The organism is Paenibacillus sp. RU5M (assembly GCF_900221055.1).
In the GTDB taxonomy this organism is placed as follows: Bacteria; Bacillota; Bacilli; order Paenibacillales; family Paenibacillaceae; genus Paenibacillus; species Paenibacillus marchantiae.
Map to the genome: position 1 here is coordinate 259,087 of NZ_OBQM01000001.1, position 16,733 is coordinate 275,819.

General features: G+C 47.9%; 20 protein-coding genes. 19 read left to right on the forward strand and 1 reads right to left on the reverse strand.

Features of this window, described 5'->3' with window-relative positions; translation table 11 throughout:
* Positions 1-6: 6 nt before the first annotated feature.
* Complete coding sequence (locus tag CRO25_RS01280) at positions 7-756, reverse strand: 2-phosphosulfolactate phosphatase (protein ID WP_079694118.1); 750 nt, start codon at positions 754-756, stop codon at positions 7-9.
* Between the two features lie 276 nt (positions 757-1,032).
* On the opposite strand from CRO25_RS01280, the gene spoIIIAA reads away from it, so the two are divergent.
* The 19 genes from spoIIIAA (at position 1,033) to dxs (ending at position 16,726) form a co-directional block, all read left to right on the forward strand.
* The gene (spoIIIAA, locus tag CRO25_RS01285) at positions 1,033-2,037 is read left to right on the forward strand and encodes a stage III sporulation protein AA (RefSeq protein ID WP_079694117.1); all 1,005 of its coding nucleotides are present in this window, start codon (positions 1,033-1,035) and stop codon (positions 2,035-2,037) included.
* Positions 2,030-2,548 (forward strand): stage III sporulation protein SpoIIIAB, encoded by a 519-nt coding sequence (gene spoIIIAB, locus CRO25_RS01290; protein WP_063565694.1) that lies wholly within the window; start codon positions 2,030-2,032, stop codon positions 2,546-2,548. Before spoIIIAA ends, spoIIIAB begins: the two co-directional genes overlap by 8 nt.
* Before the next feature lie 29 nt (positions 2,549-2,577).
* Positions 2,578-2,781, forward strand: a complete 204-nt coding sequence (gene spoIIIAC / locus CRO25_RS01295; protein WP_017687585.1) for a stage III sporulation protein AC — start codon at positions 2,578-2,580, stop codon at positions 2,779-2,781.
* Positions 2,782-2,813: 32 nt separating this feature from the next.
* Positions 2,814-3,203 carry a stage III sporulation protein AD gene (spoIIIAD, locus tag CRO25_RS01300; RefSeq protein WP_017687586.1) on the forward strand — a complete coding sequence of 130 codons (390 nt, stop codon included), beginning with the start codon at positions 2,814-2,816 and terminating at the stop codon, positions 3,201-3,203.
* Between the two features lie 21 nt (positions 3,204-3,224).
* Complete coding sequence (gene spoIIIAE / locus CRO25_RS01305) at positions 3,225-4,415, forward strand: stage III sporulation protein AE (protein ID WP_079694116.1); 1,191 nt, start codon at positions 3,225-3,227, stop codon at positions 4,413-4,415.
* Between the two features lie 30 nt (positions 4,416-4,445).
* Positions 4,446-5,324, forward strand: coding sequence for a stage III sporulation protein AF (spoIIIAF, locus tag CRO25_RS01310; RefSeq protein ID WP_079694115.1), 879 nt, complete (start codon positions 4,446-4,448; stop codon positions 5,322-5,324).
* A 15-nt stretch (positions 5,325-5,339) separates the two neighbouring features.
* On the forward strand, positions 5,340-5,978 hold the full coding sequence (spoIIIAG, locus tag CRO25_RS01315; protein WP_063565697.1) for a stage III sporulation protein AG: 639 nt from the start codon (positions 5,340-5,342) through the stop codon (positions 5,976-5,978).
* A 65-nt stretch (positions 5,979-6,043) separates the two neighbouring features.
* A complete protein-coding gene (locus CRO25_RS01320) occupies positions 6,044-6,883 on the forward strand; it encodes a SpoIIIAH-like family protein (protein ID WP_063565698.1) in 840 nt (279 codons plus the stop codon).
* A gap of 139 nt (positions 6,884-7,022) precedes the next feature.
* On the forward strand, positions 7,023-7,487 hold the full coding sequence (accB, locus tag CRO25_RS01325; protein ID WP_063565765.1) for an acetyl-CoA carboxylase biotin carboxyl carrier protein: 465 nt from the start codon (positions 7,023-7,025) through the stop codon (positions 7,485-7,487).
* 56 nt (positions 7,488-7,543) lie between these two features.
* Complete coding sequence (accC, locus tag CRO25_RS01330) at positions 7,544-8,887, forward strand: acetyl-CoA carboxylase biotin carboxylase subunit (RefSeq protein WP_063565699.1); 1,344 nt, start codon at positions 7,544-7,546, stop codon at positions 8,885-8,887.
* Positions 8,888-9,114: 227 nt separating this feature from the next.
* Positions 9,115-9,525 (forward strand): Asp23/Gls24 family envelope stress response protein, encoded by a 411-nt coding sequence (locus CRO25_RS01335; protein WP_024630996.1) that lies wholly within the window; start codon positions 9,115-9,117, stop codon positions 9,523-9,525.
* Positions 9,526-9,673: 148 nt separating this feature from the next.
* The gene (gene amaP, locus CRO25_RS01340) at positions 9,674-10,213 is read left to right on the forward strand and encodes an alkaline shock response membrane anchor protein AmaP (protein WP_064636741.1); all 540 of its coding nucleotides are present in this window, start codon (positions 9,674-9,676) and stop codon (positions 10,211-10,213) included.
* A 14-nt stretch (positions 10,214-10,227) separates the two neighbouring features.
* Positions 10,228-10,461 carry a DUF2273 domain-containing protein gene (locus CRO25_RS01345; RefSeq protein ID WP_053784412.1) on the forward strand — a complete coding sequence of 78 codons (234 nt, stop codon included), beginning with the start codon at positions 10,228-10,230 and terminating at the stop codon, positions 10,459-10,461.
* A gap of 195 nt (positions 10,462-10,656) precedes the next feature.
* The gene (gene nusB / locus CRO25_RS01350; RefSeq protein ID WP_063565701.1) at positions 10,657-11,109 is read left to right on the forward strand and encodes a transcription antitermination factor NusB; all 453 of its coding nucleotides are present in this window, start codon (positions 10,657-10,659) and stop codon (positions 11,107-11,109) included.
* Positions 11,110-11,159: 50 nt separating this feature from the next.
* Entirely contained in the window at positions 11,160-12,017 is an 858-nt protein-coding gene (gene folD, locus CRO25_RS01355) for a bifunctional methylenetetrahydrofolate dehydrogenase/methenyltetrahydrofolate cyclohydrolase FolD (RefSeq protein WP_053784414.1), read from the forward strand.
* A 9-nt stretch (positions 12,018-12,026) separates the two neighbouring features.
* Complete coding sequence (xseA, locus tag CRO25_RS01360; RefSeq protein ID WP_079694114.1) at positions 12,027-13,391, forward strand: exodeoxyribonuclease VII large subunit; 1,365 nt, start codon at positions 12,027-12,029, stop codon at positions 13,389-13,391.
* Positions 13,381-13,638, forward strand: a complete 258-nt coding sequence (gene xseB, locus CRO25_RS01365; RefSeq protein WP_063565703.1) for an exodeoxyribonuclease VII small subunit — start codon at positions 13,381-13,383, stop codon at positions 13,636-13,638. Before xseA ends, xseB begins: the two co-directional genes overlap by 11 nt.
* Positions 13,631-14,536 carry a polyprenyl synthetase family protein gene (locus CRO25_RS01370; RefSeq protein WP_079694113.1) on the forward strand — a complete coding sequence of 302 codons (906 nt, stop codon included), beginning with the start codon at positions 13,631-13,633 and terminating at the stop codon, positions 14,534-14,536. Before xseB ends, CRO25_RS01370 begins: the two co-directional genes overlap by 8 nt.
* A gap of 282 nt (positions 14,537-14,818) precedes the next feature.
* Positions 14,819-16,726 (forward strand): 1-deoxy-D-xylulose-5-phosphate synthase, encoded by a 1,908-nt coding sequence (gene dxs / locus CRO25_RS01375; protein WP_064636751.1) that lies wholly within the window; start codon positions 14,819-14,821, stop codon positions 16,724-16,726.
* The last annotated feature ends 7 nt before the right edge of the window (positions 16,727-16,733 follow it).

Consider the following 16,733-nt stretch of genomic DNA (forward strand, 5'->3'; position numbering starts at 1 on the left):
GATTGTTCACAGCAATTTAAACAGCGGTTCCTTACGCGTTCCTCTGAATGGTTGCATCCGGTTCCCTTCACCCATCTCCGGAACGCAGTCCAGCAAGTTCAATTGGGTACAATACGTTACGTCATGCATCCTCCCTAACCTCTCCAGCCTTCGGCCACCAGCGGATACTCTAACCAGATCGGGTAATTTGTCCTCGGCATGAGTGGCAGCCTGATGGAGCGCCAGGCCCAGATCGTTCAGCATAATTGGGAAAGGGGATTGTCGGTATAGCTCCTCGATAATGCTGCCTGCACATAAACCATCTTCCAGCGCGAACTCATCCTGATCCCCGGCGCATAACAATAAGATATCCCGGCGCAGCTCGCACAGAACAGCCGCCACAGCTTTCACATTAAGGAATGAGCCTGCAAACACATGTCTAGCCTTGGATGCCTTAATCAGGGCGCGTGTTCCATCTGTTGTTGTCAGAATAATGGTTTTACCCGCAATATTCGGAGTCATATATTCATAGGGGGAATTGCCCACCTCGAATCCTGTGATTTTTTTATCAAAACGCTCCCCGCCACGAATGGCATCCTTCATGTTCAATTGTTTCGCTTGAGGAACAGTTTCTACAGCAATGACGTCTGCTGCATCGTATGCCAGTGCCGTAACAATCGTACTGGTTGTTCGCAACACATCGATTACAACCACACATCGTCCTGCAATATCCATTCTTCGAACTTCATTCACATTGCCTACCACATCGACTCGCACTCCCTACAACTCCTTTCTATATTTGAGGATAGTTGTTTCTGTCCTTTTTTATCCCGAAATGAATATCACCTGTCTGCAAGCACTATATGCACTTGGATATAGACGGGTGCCTAGAACTGGAACAGTTGGCTGATCTATGATTTTTAACTCTCATCCCTATTTTGAAGAAAATGATAGATTTCAGCGTCATAAAATCAATGTACACACATAAACTTGAGATATGAACAAGCACCAGGAACGCAACAAAACCGAATTCAAGGTTGGAGGGGCCTATTCATGATGGTGAACTGGAAGGATATCTTTCCGGAACCGATTCGAACCATTCTGGGAAGAATGCCGCCCGCTTTATTAGATAAAGTGGAGGAAGTACGTATCCGTGAAGGAAGACCGCTGGAAATCAATGCAGGAGACACCTATCACTTCCTCACACCCCAGGGCAGTCCGACTTCGAAGCCTGATGAAGCCTATATTCCCTTAAAAGAGGTAACACACAGGCTGCTGGATCTGATCAGCAATCATTCGCTTTATACATTGGAAGAGGAACTGCGTAAAGGGTTCATCACCATTCCTGGCGGGCATCGAATCGGACTGGCTGGCCGGACGGTGTTAAGTGGAGGCCGCGTCGAATACTTGCGCGACATTAATGGATTTAATGTCAGGGTAGCCAGAGAGATTCACGGAGTCGCTGATCGCATCCTGCCTTATCTGCTGGACATGAAAAGTGGACAGGTCATGCACACCTTAATTCTTTCACCTCCGCAGCAAGGCAAGACCACATTACTGAGGGATCTGGCAAGACAGATTAGTAGTGGAACCAAACTTTCGGGTGTCAATGAACTTGTTCAGGGCATACGTCCACGTCTAAAGGTTGGCATCGTTGATGAGCGGTCCGAAATCGCTGGAAGTTACAAGGGCGTACCTGGATTTGATGTGGGACCTCGCACCGATGTCATGGACGGTTGTCCAAAGGCTGAGGGAATGATGATGATGCTTCGCTCCATGTCTCCCGATGTCCTGATCGTGGACGAGATAGGCCGACCGGAAGATGCGGAGGCGGTGATGGAAGCACTTCACGCAGGCGTATCTGTCATCGCTACTGCGCATGGTCGTGATCTGGCTGAGCTTTCTTCCAGACCTGCGCTGAGAACCCTGATTGTCGAGCAGATGTTCCAACGCTATGTACAGCTGCAACGGACGAGCCGGGGCATGACCTTTCGATTGGCCGATGGCAAAATGCGTGGTCTCCAGCAGACAGAAGTGGGAGGTGAGGCCTTTGGTTAACATGCTCGGTGCAGTCATCATTCTGCTGGCCAGTACCCTCGCCGGATTCTACAAGGCAAGGCAGTATGCCTTGAGGCCAAGACAACTGCGAGAGTTAATCGCGGCTCTCCAGCGGTTGATGACAGAGATTAACTACGGGCTGACCCCGTTACCTGATGCCATGGGAAAAATGGGAGCCCAGACAAAAGAGCCTGTTCGGACGCTGTTTCTCCACGCAGCCAGGCAAATGGAACCACCTCATGGACATACTGCTCGTGAGAGTCTTCAGTCTGGTATAGAAGAAGCGTGGGGAAGATCAGCCATGAAGGCGGACGAGCGGGAAGTCATGCTGCAATTGAGCTTCAGCCTTGGCACCAGCGATCGTCAGGATCAGACCAAGCACATCTCGTTAGCCATTCAGCAACTTATGCATGAGGAATCCCGTGCCCAAGCCGATCAAATGAAATATGAACGAATGTGCCGCAGTCTCGGGATGCTTGTCGGAGCGTTAATCGTCATTCTGATCTTCTGAAATAGCCGGGATAGTGAGGTGCCAAGGTCATGAATTTAGAAGTGAACGCAATCTTTCAAATTGCGGGCATCGGAATCATCATTGCAATGATTCATACGGTGCTGAAACAAATGGGAAAGGAAGATATGGCTCACTGGGTGACCGTGATCGGATTTGTCGTTGTATTGTTCATGGTGGTCCGAATGCTGGACAGCCTGCTGCAAGAGATCAAATCGATATTTCTTTTTCAATGAAAACGGTCATGAAGCCGGGATGGTGGTGACCTGTGGAAATTATCCAAGTTGTAGGTCTGGCGCTCATCGCAACGGTTCTCATTCTAGTTATCAAAGAACAGAAGCCCATGTTCGCTTTTCTGATTGCTGCTGCCACAGGCATCGTGATCTTCATGCTACTGATTGGCAAGATTGGCGCGGTGATCGAAGTGTTGAAACGGCTTGCCGAGAATTCAGGCATGGAGAGCATTTATCTGAAAACTGTACTGAAAATTATAGGCATAGCGTACATTGCTGAATTCGGAGCACAGATTGTCAGGGATGCAGGCCAGGAGAGCATTGCTTCCAAAATTGAACTTGCTGGCAAGGTGCTGATCCTTGTACTCGCGATACCGATCATCAGCATTATTATCGAAACCGTCATGAAGCTGATGCCGGTGTAGAGGGAGGCGTGCGGACTTCATATGAAAATGATGCATCACAAGCCGCAGTGGCGCCTTACCTTCGTGCTGACGCTGTGTTTTCTGTTTGGAATCATGGGACAGGTATTCGCTGGTTCTCCCTCGGGAGAGTGGATGCAGCAGCAGGCTGATCAGCTTCCCAAAGATCAGGTGGAAAAATATTGGGACCAACTCATGCAACAATACGGTGGTTTTTTCCCGGAAGGAAAAACGCCTTCCTTTATGGATATGTTAATGCCTGGCAATGAAGGGTTCAGCCTGAAATCGGTGTTTATAGCGATTGGGACCTTCATGCTGCATGAGATTTTATATAACGGCAAACTTCTGGTCACGATTGTGATGCTGAGTGTGCTGAGTATGATTTTGGAGACGTTACAGACCGCTTTTGAGAAAAACAATATTAGCAAAATCGCTTACTCCATCTGTTACATGGTCATTATTATCATCGCCATAAACAGCTTCAGTGTTGCGATTGGATACGCCAAGGATGCCATAGCGAGCATGATCAACTTTATGATGGCCATGGTGCCCCTGTTGTTTACACTGCTGGCTTCAATGGGAAATGTCATTACCGTTTCTGTGACCCATCCGCTTATCATTTTCATGATTCATCTGGTTGGTACATTGATTCATATGCTGGTGTTTCCATTACTCTTTTTCTCAGCCGTATTACATCTCGTCAGTTCCTTGTCCGACAAGTACAAGCTTACACAGCTGGCAGACCTGTTACGGAACATTAGTGTGGCTCTACTCGGAATACTGCTCACGATGTTCCTGGGCGTAATTTCGGTGCAGGGGGCATCGGGCTCCGTGGCAGATGGTGTCAGTCTGAAAGCAGCGAAGTACATCGCAGGCAACTTTGTCCCCATTGTCGGCAGAACGTTTGCGGATGCAACGGACACAGTTATCACAGCGTCACTGCTGGTGAAAAATGCAATCGGACTAACGGGTGTCATCATCATCTTGTTTTTATGCGCGTTTCCTGCAATTAAAATTCTGACGCTAGCCCTGATCTACAACATAACTGGCGCGATCATGCAACCGCTAGGGGATACGCCGATTGTAGGATGTCTGCAGGCGATAGGTAAAAGCATGATTTACGTATTTGCGGCACTAGCAGCCGTCGGACTGATGTTTTTTCTGGCAATCACAATCTTGCTAACCGCAGGCAATCTGACCGTCATGATGAGATGAGGGGATGCTCGAGAGAAAGGGGCTGGAAGGATGGGGTGGCTGAGCAGCTGGCTCCGGGAATTGATCATGATCGTTCTGCTGGCGACTTTCGTGGATATGCTGTTGCCCAATCGATCCATGGAACGCTATGTCAAGCTTGTGCTGAGCCTTCTTATCCTGCTGACCCTGTTATCGCCCATAACGAAGCTCTTGAAAAGTGATCCGGTTGGCGAGCTTAAGCGAGCGATGACCGCCATGGATTCGCCATCGGATGGAAATGTAACACTTGAACAGATTTTGGCTCAGGGCAAGCGGCTGCAATCCAATGAACAGGAACAATCGCTGCAATGGACAGCCAAAGAACTGGCTAACGTAATGAAAGGGCAAATTGAAGAAACAACCGGGGAGAGAGTGCAGTCTGTCGAGGTAAAGCTCGCCATGGATACAAGCAAGCCGGAGACGGATTTGGCCTCTTCGGTGGAACTTCCAGTGATCCAGTATGTTTTGGTGGAGATGTCGGGTGAGACAGCAGCCGGGAAAGTCAACTCCAATACATTTCAACAGGAAGCGGGGGCAGCTACAAAACCGATATTCGGCTCTGACCCGGAATCCGAAGCCACTGAATCACCTCCAGTAAAGGAGCCAATCGAGATTGGTCAGATTGAGGTCCCGGAAGTACAGATCGAAGTGGAAAGTGGCAGCAATCGTGAAAGTAGCGTGGGCAATGGTAACTCTGACGAGCCGCAAAATGGACAGGAAGCTGACTCCACACCTGTGTCGGGTGAGTTGGGAGAGACAAACTCTCAGCAAGGACAGACGTCCTCCCGATCTGAACGAGCGGTACAAATTATTACGCTGTTGACAGAGAAGTGGGATATTGATGCAAACAAAGTACAGGTGAAAGAAAAGAAAAGTGCTTCGGCGCTGTAAGAAGGAGGGTATCCGATGAGGCAATGGCTCAAAAAGATGGAAAGCTGGTTCGGCGGAGGAGAAGGTGGGCAACGGCGTAGTCAAACCTTTCGCTGGCTGATTATTCTTGGTTTGATCGGAGTCGGAATTATGCTGTTCAACTCTTTCGTCAATGTCAAAAAGATTGATTCCGAAAATATCGGTCGCGAGCCTCCTGATCCGGCTACATCCATGGCATCCATACAGACGGATCCGACGGATCAGAATCCATTTCAGGCGATAGAGATCGCATTTGAGGACAAGATCAAGGGTGTGCTGGAAAATATCGTTGGAGTGGGGACTGTTGATGTGATGGTTACGGTGGATTCTACAGAGGAGCTTGTTGTACAGCGTAATGTGAAGGATTCGCAGCAGCTCACGGAAGAAACGGATGCAAGCGGGGGCAAGCGACATATGACGCAATATACCCGGGATGGTGAGATTATTACGTATGAAATATCAGGGGATCAGACACCGATTGTCACGAAAAAGCTCAAACCGCAGATCCGGGGCGTGCTTGTCGTTGCCAGAGGTGCAGAGAACAAGGTTGTGAAGGACCTGATTACAGATGCTGTGGAAAAAGGACTGAATGTTGCGGCCTACCGAATTTCGGTTGTTCCGCGCAAGCAGGATTAGTCCGAACCATGAATCACAAGATTTGATTGTCATAAGAATGAAGCCAATTCGAGGAGGAAGTTCTAATGAATAACAAACGTCAAACGGTATGGCTCGTATCCATGCTGAGTCTGATGGTCATTTTGTCCGCCTACTACCTGTTCACTGAAGATTCCGGTCCGGTTAATACGCCTGTAGCTGACAGCACGCAGGTGGATGGTATGAAGCAGGGAGAAGCGAAGGAAACGGCTGGAATCCTTGATCCAACAGAAGGTTTGGTTGTGAATGAAGTGGTGAATGGCGGCGAAGTTACAGGAACTGAAGGAGAGCAAGCGGCAACTGAATCTGTTGATAATCCTGCGGTTGTAGACGGTAAAGAAGCTGGAGACACCGAGAAATCACCAGCTGCGGAATCGGGAGAGAAACAAGGTGAAGCGGGTAAAGGCAGCGAGAAAGGGACAGACAAAGGCGCAGCAACCACTCCTGAGACAAATACCGGAACAGAAGGCAGTGCGACGAAAACAGATGAGGACGTCCTCAAGGAGATGGAGGAGCAGAATACGGCGGCGTCCGCGAGCAGCCAGTTCCAGAACTACCAGTGGCAGCGTGAGGAAAGTAACAATCGCAAGTATGAAGAACTCATGACCGTTGCAGGCGATCTGAGCAAAACTCCAGAAGAAAATGCCAAAGCAACAGAGCAGCTTCGTACGCTGGAAGAAAAAGAAGCCAAAATCAATGGTATTGAAGAAACCCTGTCGCAGCAGTTTGCCAATGCCATCGTTCAAGAGGAATCCGACAAGTATAAAGTCGTTGTTCTCAGTGACAAATTGGATGTAAAACAGGCGGTTTCCATTGTGGATCTGGTTATGAAAGAACTGGCTGTATCCCAAAATAAAATCAGCGTGCAATATGTGACAGAACAGTAATCTAAAATATGGAAAAGTAGCCCCGAGAGCTGGATTAGATCTCGGGCTCTTTCCATTTTTAATGATTATGATATAATACATAAAGCCATATGACCGTCCTAGTGAGACTGGCATGATGCCGAAGGAGTGAATAATGGAAATGTTTAAATTGAGTGAGATCAAAGAGCTGATCAAACTGGTAGATGAAAGTTCCGTTCAAGAGTTGGAAATTGAAAACGAAGGATCACGGTTGTCGATTCGCAAACCGGGTAAAACCGAATATGTTCAGGCAGCTGCTATTCAACCGCAAATGATTGCTGCACCACAGGTGCAACCGGCTGCAGTTGTAGCTGAGGCTGCTCCGCAAGTCGATACTACAAGTCATTTACATAAAATTGTATCTCCGATGGTGGGTACTTTTTACAGAGCTTCCTCGCCGGAAGCAGGTCCTTTTGTAAGCGCTGGTGATAAAGTTGTTGAGAAAACAACGGTATGTATCATTGAGGCGATGAAGCTGATGAACGAGCTTGATGCTGACATCAAGGGAGAAATCGTTGAAGTGCTGGTTGAGAACGGACAGCTGGTTGAGTATGGACAACCCCTGTTCCTGGTGAAACCGGAATAACGGTTATAGCCGCATTAACGGCAACTGCATGAGCTTCGAAGGAGGACAATAACGAAATGAAATTTCAAAAAATACTGATTGCGAACCGTGGCGAAATTGCGGTACGTATTATTCGTGCCTGTCGTGAAATCGGCATTTCGACGGTAGCAGTCTATTCGGAAGCGGATAAAGACTCGCTGCATGTACGTCTTGCAGATGAAGCGTATTGTATCGGGCCTACACTTTCGAAAGACAGTTATCTAAACTTCACAAACCTGATGAGTGTAGCCACACTGACGGAATGTGATGCGATCCACCCAGGCTACGGATTCCTGGCAGAGAACGCTGATTTTGCAGAAATCTGTGGTTCCTGCAATATTACGTTCATCGGCCCATCTCCGGAAGCCATTACCAAAATGGGTGACAAGGCTGTTGCCAAGCAAACGATGAAGGATGCAGGTGTACCTGTAATTCCGGGATCCGACGGTTTGGTTGAAAATATGAATGAAGCCATTATGATTGCTAGAGATATTGGATATCCTGTCATTATCAAAGCTACTGCTGGTGGTGGAGGTAAAGGGATTCGTATTGCTGAAGATGAAGAGACGTTGATCAAACAAATTACAGCTGCCCAGCAGGAAGCACAGAAAGCTTTCGGCAATGCCGGAGTATATCTGGAGAAATTCCTGACAGGCATGAAGCACGTGGAGATTCAGATCATTGCAGACAAACATGGAAATGCAGTGCATCTGGGCGAGCGTGATTGTTCCGTTCAGCGTCGACGTCAAAAGCTCGTGGAAGAAGCACCTTGTCCTATCATCTCTGAAGAAGTGCGTACATTGATGGGAGATGCCGCAGTACGGGCAGCGCTTGCCGTGAATTACTCGGGAGCAGGTACACTTGAGTTCTTGCTCAGCCCTAACGGTGAATTCTATTTCATGGAAATGAATACACGTATTCAGGTAGAACACCCTGTAACGGAAATGGTTACAGGAGTGGATCTGATCCGCGAAATGATCTCGGTAGCTGAAGGCAATCCGCTTTCTTTCCGTCAGGAAGATGTTGTGATCAATGGCTGGTCCATTGAGTGCCGTATCAACGCAGAAGATCCAGACCGTAACTTTATGCCGTCACCAGGCAAAATTGGTTTCTACCTTGCACCAGGAGGACCGGGTGTACGTGTAGATAGTGCAGCTTATCCGGGCTACACGATCTCTCCTTATTACGACTCCATGATCGCTAAATTGATCGTATGGGGAGCAAACCGGGAAGAGGCCATCGCGAAGATGAAGCGTGCATTGGCTGAGTTTGCGATTGAAGGCATCTCCACAACGATTCCTTTTCATCAGAAATTGCTGGAGCATCCAACGTTCGTTCGGGGTGACTTTGATATCAAATTTCTTGAGGAAAATGAGATTTAAAAGGTATATTGGGCTTGTTTGTCATAATGTAGCCCAAATGATATAGTATGTAATAATAAGAGCGCATGTCTCCTGCAGAGGATAAGCCGCCGCACATACGCGGATGAAGGGTTGCAGGAGTTCCGGTAAAGCCGGACCGGAAGGGTTCTGAAGGCCAGATTGGCCTGAGTACCAGCGCCCTGACGGATGGCCGCAAACTTATTTCGCGAAAGGTGTGTTGAACAGTTATGAGTACACTGCCGACAGAATTTGAACGAACGGATATCGGTGAAATCCAGATCGCACCTGAAGTTATTGAAGTGATTGCTGGACTGGCTACAGTTGAAGTCAAAGGTGTTGCAGGCATGAGCGGCGGATTCGCTGGTGGATTTGCTGAATTGCTTGGTCGCAAAAACCTTTCCAAAGGCGTTAAGGTTGAAGTAGGTCAGCGTGAAGCTGCTGTGGATGTTTCCGTTATTATTGAATATGGTTACCGTCTGCCACAGGTGGCTACTGAAATTCAACAGAACGTGAAGCGCTCCATCGAGAACATGACAGGATTGAATGTGAATGAAGTTAATGTGCACATTCATGACGTTCAGTTCAAGAGCACCGAGAAAGTTGAAGAAATTGACCTGAACAGTCAGCGCGTAAAATAAAAGAAGACAGATTCCCCCGGCATCACTGCCGGGGGTTATCCCGTCTTGGACAGGTCTTCATAAAAAGCGGAAGCTTGCACCGGAGGATCATCCTTTTGCCAAAGGGCAGGTTAAGCCATGTTAGTGAGCAAGGGAGGCTGTGCAGTTCGTGGCTAAAATACTGGATCGGCTTCTGTTGTTTATATACAGCATAAGCGTTGGAGCAATATCGGCAGCAGTCATACTTCTTATCAGTGGTGTGCTGCCTTACGAATTGAATTACCAGCAGGAACAAAACGTCATTATTGCGGCGGTTGTTGCCGCAGCGATTTTGTTTATCCTGAGTTTGCGATTTTTCTACATCTCGGTTCGGCGTGATCGTGCTTCATTGCCGTCTGTAGATCAACGTACCGAGTATGGTGATGTGCAGATTTCGATGGAAACGATAGAAAATCTCTGTCTCAAAGCGACTTCCCGTTTCCGGGGAGTACGTGATGTCAAAGCTCGTATTCGTGTGGTTGAATCTGGATTGGAAATTATGATTCGCGCTGTAGTGGATGGCGAGACGCCAATCCCGACGCTGACAGCCGATTTGCAGAAGGCAATACATGATCATGTACATGAGATTACGGGTATCCCGGTTTCTTTTGTCACCGTGTATATTGCCAACGTTACCCAGTCGCCTAACTACAAGAGTCGAGTGGAATGAGGTGAGTTTCACTGATGCTGTGGAGAGAGATTTGGGATAGTCACAGAGGCCGAATTACCGGAATTGTCGGCGGCATCTTTTTTGGATTTCTTTATGTATGGATCGGTTTTTGGGATATGTTGTTCTTTGCACTCTTGGTGTTCATAGGTTATACGTTAGGCAGACGAAGCGACTCGAAGCTGGGCTCGTTCATTCCCTGGAGGGAATGGGGGCAATGGCTCGGCGATCGCTGGCGTCCCTTTAAGTGAGCCACCTGAACCCTGCAATATGTTTCTTCCGAAAATAGAGCTGTAGTTTAGGTTGCCCGTTTTTTGGAGGAAACGATTGCAGGTTTTTTTGTGAAAAGGGATAACAATATAATAAGATCTCTGATTCCATCAAAGATTTTATATTTTAAAATAAGCATGATGACGCTCCACAGGGAGCGCTGCAGGAGGCAGGACATGAAAAGACGTTTGGCAAGGGAAATTGCAGTACAAAGTCTGTATCAGATGGAAATGAATGAAGTGGGCGCAGCTGAAGCCGTGAATATGTTGATTAATGAAGCCGCTGAAGACAATGAAACCGAAGTGGTTATTCATGATGCAGATGTAATGCGTACCTACGTGACCGAAATGGTACAGGGCGCATGGAACAATAAAGAAGCGATTGACGGATTACTGGTCGATTATTTGAAAGGCTGGCAGATTAGCCGTCTGTCACGTGTAGACCGCCAGATCCTACGGCTTTCAACGTATGAAATGGTGTTCCGTGATGATATTCCGGCAAAAGTATCCGTCAATGAAGCGATTGAATTGTCCAAGTATTTTGGTACAGATGAATCCGGTAAGTTCGTTAACGGCGTACTTGGGCGTATGATTCAGGAAGTCAGCACGATTAAAGCAAAACTGTCTTAATTTTGTGAGTCACTTAATTATATGTTCACATAAGGGAGAGAGAGAGTACAATGACAGCATCTATTATTAACGGTAAAGAAGTATCCCAAGAGATCCGCGCAAGCATGACGACAGAAGTAAAACAGCTTAGCGAACAGGGAGTAGTACCTGGTCTGGCTGTTGTGCTCGTCGGGGAAGATCCGGCATCCCAAGTATATGTGCGTAATAAAGAAAAAGCATGTCACGACCTCGGTTTCTATTCCGAAGTTCATCGTCTGGATGCAAGCACCTCCCAAGAGGATCTGCTCGCGCTGGTGGACAAGCTGAACAAACAGGAATCCATTAACGGAATTTTGGTTCAACTCCCATTGCCGAAGCATATCGAAGAGAAAGCGGTTATCGATGCGATCGCCGTGGACAAAGATGTGGATGGATTCCATCCGGTTAATGTGGGGAACCTCGTCATTGGTGACGATAGTCTGTTGCCATGCACCCCTGCGGGCGTGATCGAGCTGATCAAGCGTACCGGTCTTGAAATGTCAGGCAAACATGCCGTAGTCATCGGACGCAGCAACATTGTCGGCAAACCGGTATCCTTGCTGCTTCAACGTGAGAACGCAACGGTAACGATGTGTCATTCCCGTACAGCGAACATGAAAGAGATTACGCGTCAGGCAGATATTCTTGTGGTTGCTATCGGACGTGCAAACTTTGTGGATGCCGATTTCGTCAAACCGGGTGCCGTTGTGATCGATGTGGGGATGAACCGTCTGGATAACGGAAAACTGGCAGGAGATGTAGATTTCGAGAGCGTGAAGACGGTATCTGGCCCAATTACTCCGGTTCCTGGAGGCGTTGGCCCAATGACAATCACTATGTTAATGCAAAATACACTGATCGCGGCCAAACGCGCTCACGGATTGGCCTAGGTCGAATCTGTGGCAGATCAAAAGATCTATTCCATCAAAGACCTGAACCGATACATCCGGATGAAGCTAGAATCGGATCAGGTACTGTCGGATGTATGGCTACGCGGAGAGATCTCCAATTTTACACATCACTCCAGCGGTCATATGTATTTTACATTGAAGGACAAGGACAGCCGAATTAAGTCCATTATGTTTGCTTCCCATAATCAACGATTGCCCTTTGTACCGAAGGAGGGTGCAAGGGTTATTGCTCGTGGTAATGTCTCGGTGTATGAGCGGGATGGACAATATCAATTCTACGCTACACACATGCAACCGGACGGTATTGGAAGTCTGTACTTGGCCTATGAGCAGCTGAAAAAAAAGCTGGAGGACGAGGGACTGTTCTCTACATCACGGAAAAGGCCGATTCCCCGTTTTCCACAGACGATTGGTGTGGTAACCTCACCTACAGGTGCAGCGGTAAGGGATATCATGATTACATTGCAACGCAGATATCCTTCTGCCCAAGTGATTCTGTATCCTGTACTCGTTCAAGGTAAAGGTGCAGCTCCTTCCATTGTGAAGGCCATCAATAACCTGAACCGAATGGGTGAAGCCGATGTGCTGATTGTCGGACGAGGCGGCGGATCACTGGAAGAGCTGTGGGCTTTCAATGAGGAGATCGTGGCAAGAGCGATTGTGGGTTCGGCCATTCCAGTGATATCAGCCGTTGGGCATGAAACGGATTTTACGATTGCCGATTTTGCTGCTGATCTACGTGCGGCAACACCTACGGCTGCTGCCGAACTGGCAGTACCCAATCGAGCTGAGCTGCTTGATCAGATCGCTCAGCGCCAGCGTCAGCTGCAGCACAGTTTACGTCAGCGTGCTGTTCATAATCGCGAGCGACTGGCCAGATTGCAACGCTCACCTGTGCTTGTGCATCCCAGACGTACCTTAATGCAGCATACGGAGCGACTGGATATGCTGCAACAACGTCTTCTGCGAACTGTAGATACACGTATGAAATGGACAACCGAGAAACAGGAGCGTTTGCGTGCAGCGCTGCAGCGATTCAATCCTCGTGAACAGGTGAATGCAGCAAGACGGGAGAATGCATCAGCCCGGCGTCAACTGGAGGTTGCAATCCGATCCATTGCGAGAGCGAAGCAGCAGCAGTGGAAATCATCTGTACGTCATTTGGATGCGCTTAGCCCGCTCAAAGTTATGTCACGCGGATACAGCCTTGTCTATGACGAACAGGAGCAACGATTGATCAAATCGATGAAGGATGTACAGCCTGGAGATTCGATAAAGATTAAATTAACAGACGGACAGTTGGACTGTCAGGTTTGGGGAATGAAGGAGGACGACAATACCCATGGCGAATGAACCGGAATTGAATTTTGAAGAGGCAATGGCGGCATTGGAAGACATCGTAGGTCAGCTTGAGCATGGTGATGTTCCACTGGAACAGGCCATCGATTTGTTTCAGCGCGGAATGAAACTTTCCCAACTTTGTGGTTTGAAGTTGGAACAAGTGGAACGTAAGATCGAGATGATCGTAGAAGAGGATGGGGAACTTCGCAAGAAACCGTTCGGCGCTGCCGTCGACGAAAGTGGTGAAGTCAATGAGTAATCGTCCTTCGTTTGAAACGTATCTTGAGGAAGTCACAGCTGAGGTGACGGGAGAGTTGAAGCAGACTCTTCCTGTTCACTGGGATGTGCCTCAGTCACTGGCTGACGCGATGCAGTATTCACTTATGGCCGGGGGCAAACGCCTTCGTCCACTTCTGGTCGTTGCTGCGGCGGAAGCCTTCGGTGCACAGCGTACAGCTGCATTGCCGGTAGCCTGCGCCGTGGAGATGGTTCATACGTATTCGTTGATCCACGATGACCTGCCTGCCATGGATAATGACGACTATCGCAGGGGAAAATTAACGAATCACAAAGTATTTGGTGAAGCGACAGCTATATTGGCTGGCGATGCACTTTTAACGCACGCTTTTTATAGTATTGTTCAGGCAGGTCGTCGCAGTGGTGTGTCAGCAGACGCATTGTTATCCATTGTGGAGGAATTGTCGGAATTGGCTGGCGCAAGAGGCATGGTTGGCGGACAAGTGGCTGATATGGAAGGCGAACAGGGCATGACAGATCTTGCCCAATTGCAATATATTCATCTGCACAAGACCGGAGATTTAATTGTGTTTTCTCTCATTGCGGGCGCACGTATTGGTGGTGCGACAGACGGACAGTTGGAGGCGCTGCGCGTATTTGGCAGAGACCTGGGGCTGGCTTTCCAGATTCAGGACGATATTCTAGATCTGACGGGTGACGAGCAGAAAATGGGCAAGAAGACGCAAAGTGATGTGAATCAGCAAAAGGTTACATACCCTTATTTTATTGGTATGGATGCCTCTCTTCAAGAGGTGAAGTCCCTCACGCAATCTGCGAAAGATGCACTTGGCAGAGCGGAGTTACCTGACCCTTCGAGACTGATGGAGATTGCAGATTATCTGATGAGTCGAGATCATTAGTTTTGGTTGAGCGTCACTGTTTCAAATCACCCAGAATCGTGTAATCAATTTAATGTGCTTTTTCTGGGCTTCATGAAGAGAGTCTGTTCCAAGTGGGTTTGGGAATACATATTGAGGAAGATCATACGAAACCTTGCTGGCGAAAATGCTCGTTATCAGGAGTATAGTGCCGTAAATTATGATTCTTGTTCTTTTATGTTATAATGTTTTAATGTCATTTAATAAACTGTGTATATATGGATTACACCAAATCAAACAATCTAGGAAAGCGGGGAGATTCTCGTGCTGCTTCCACAAATTAAACAACCCAGTGATCTAAAGTCGATGTCTCAGGATGATCTCGTTCTTTTGTCGGCAGAGATCCGGCAGTTTCTGATTGAGAAGCTGTCCGTTACAGGGGGCCATCTCGCACCCAACTTAGGAGTGGTTGAGCTCACGGTAGCCCTGCATTACTGCTATAACAGTCCAGTGGACAAAATGATTTTCGATGTAGGGCATCAGGCTTATGTGCACAAAGTTCTAACGGGACGGATGGATCGCTTCGATACACTTCGTCAGCATAATGGCTTGTGTGGATTTGTTAAACGTAACGAGAGTGAACATGATGTATGGGAAGCGGGCCACAGCAGCACATCGTTATCTGCTGCGATGGGCATGGCGCTTGCCCGTGATCTTAAGGGTGAAGACAATCAGGTTATCGCGATGATCGGGGATGGAGCGCTTACAGGTGGTATGGCCTTTGAAGCTCTCAATCACATTGGTCATGAGCAGAAAAAGCTGATGGTTATCCTCAATGATAATGAAATGTCCATTGCTCCGAATGTCGGGGCTATGCATAAATATTTGAGCAAAATTCGTTCGGATCGCCATTATTTGAAAGCCAAGGATGACGTGGAAGGAATGCTCAAAAAAATTCCTGCCATAGGGGATCGTTTGGCCAAATCGGCGAGCTGGATTAAAGATAGTGTCAAATACATGATGGTTCCAGGAGTTCTGTTCGAAGAGCTGGGCTTCACCTATTTGGGACCCATTGATGGACACGACATTCCGAAATTGATTGAAACGTTCAAACAGGCGGATAACGTTGATGGTCCTGTAATGGTTCATGTACTGACAACCAAAGGTAAAGGCTATCAGCCAGCTGAGGCCGATTCACACAAATGGCATGGAATTTCTCCGTACAAAATTGAATCAGGTCAAGTGCTTAAGGCTGTAGGCAAACCGATGTATACGGAAGTGTTCGGTAAAACGTTGATTGATCTTGCCAAGCAGGATAAACGAATTGTTGCGGTAACACCAGCCATGCCAACAGGTTCAGGTCTCATTCCTTTCAGTAAGGAATTCCCTGATCGCATGATTGACGTGGGTATTGCCGAACAGCATGCAGCAACCATGTGTGCAGCACTGGCAATGGAAGGGTTGAAGCCGGTATTTGCCGTCTATTCGACGTTTATGCAGCGTGCGTATGATCAGATTGTACATGATATTTGTCGTCATAATGCCAATGTCATGTTCGCCATTGACCGTGCTGGATTTGTCGGTCCAGATGGTGAAACGCATCAAGGTGTGTACGATGTGGCGTTTATGCGTCATATTCCGAATATCGTCCTGATGATGCCTAAGGATGAGAATGAACTGCGCCATATGATGAAGACGGCGCTTGAATATAATGAAGGCCCGATTGCTTATCGTTATCCACGAAACAATGTTGTAGGCGTGCCTCTTGATGATGAACTCATTCCGATTCCAATCGGTACATGGGAACAGCTTCGTCCATCTGAAGGTTATGCTATCATCGCTTCGGGGTCAATGGTACAGCTTGCTGAAGAAGCTGCAGAGACGGTTAAAAGAGAAGGTATTACGGTTGGCGTAATAAACGCCCGCTTCCTTAAGCCGCTTGATGAGCAGATGCTGCGTGATCTAGCAGTTCGAGGCACGAAGTTAATTGTGCTTGAAGAAGCATCACAAGCAGGCAGTATGGGCAGTGCAGTTCTGGAGTTTTACGCAGAACAAGGGCTGCATGATGTTCATGTACAGCTGATGGGCATTCCGGATCGATTCATTGAACATGGCAGTATTGAGGATCAAAGAGCTGAAGTGGGACTCACGGTCGAGAATGTGAGTTCGGAGCTGCGCAGTATGGCAGCCCAATCTTCATATGGTATGTCCAGAACTCGGTTCCCTTCATAACTGGAAC

Coding starts and splice junctions, on each gene's coding strand:
- spoIIIAA (WP_079694117.1), top strand. CDS start 1,033: ATGATGGTGAACTGGAAGGATATCTTTCCGGAACCGATTCGAACCATT.
- spoIIIAC (WP_017687585.1), top strand. CDS start 2,578: ATGAATTTAGAAGTGAACGCAATCTTTCAAATTGCGGGCATCGGAATC.
- spoIIIAE (WP_079694116.1), top strand. CDS start 3,225: ATGAAAATGATGCATCACAAGCCGCAGTGGCGCCTTACCTTCGTGCTG.
- spoIIIAF (WP_079694115.1), top strand. CDS start 4,446: ATGGGGTGGCTGAGCAGCTGGCTCCGGGAATTGATCATGATCGTTCTG.
- spoIIIAG (WP_063565697.1), top strand. CDS start 5,340: ATGAGGCAATGGCTCAAAAAGATGGAAAGCTGGTTCGGCGGAGGAGAA.
- CRO25_RS01320 (WP_063565698.1), top strand. CDS start 6,044: ATGAATAACAAACGTCAAACGGTATGGCTCGTATCCATGCTGAGTCTG.
- accB (WP_063565765.1), top strand. CDS start 7,023: ATGTTTAAATTGAGTGAGATCAAAGAGCTGATCAAACTGGTAGATGAA.
- accC (WP_063565699.1), top strand. CDS start 7,544: ATGAAATTTCAAAAAATACTGATTGCGAACCGTGGCGAAATTGCGGTA.
- CRO25_RS01335 (WP_024630996.1), top strand. CDS start 9,115: ATGAGTACACTGCCGACAGAATTTGAACGAACGGATATCGGTGAAATC.
- CRO25_RS01345 (WP_053784412.1), top strand. CDS start 10,228: ATGCTGTGGAGAGAGATTTGGGATAGTCACAGAGGCCGAATTACCGGA.
- nusB (WP_063565701.1), top strand. CDS start 10,657: ATGAAAAGACGTTTGGCAAGGGAAATTGCAGTACAAAGTCTGTATCAG.
- folD (WP_053784414.1), top strand. CDS start 11,160: ATGACAGCATCTATTATTAACGGTAAAGAAGTATCCCAAGAGATCCGC.
- xseB (WP_063565703.1), top strand. CDS start 13,381: ATGGCGAATGAACCGGAATTGAATTTTGAAGAGGCAATGGCGGCATTG.
- CRO25_RS01370 (WP_079694113.1), top strand. CDS start 13,631: ATGAGTAATCGTCCTTCGTTTGAAACGTATCTTGAGGAAGTCACAGCT.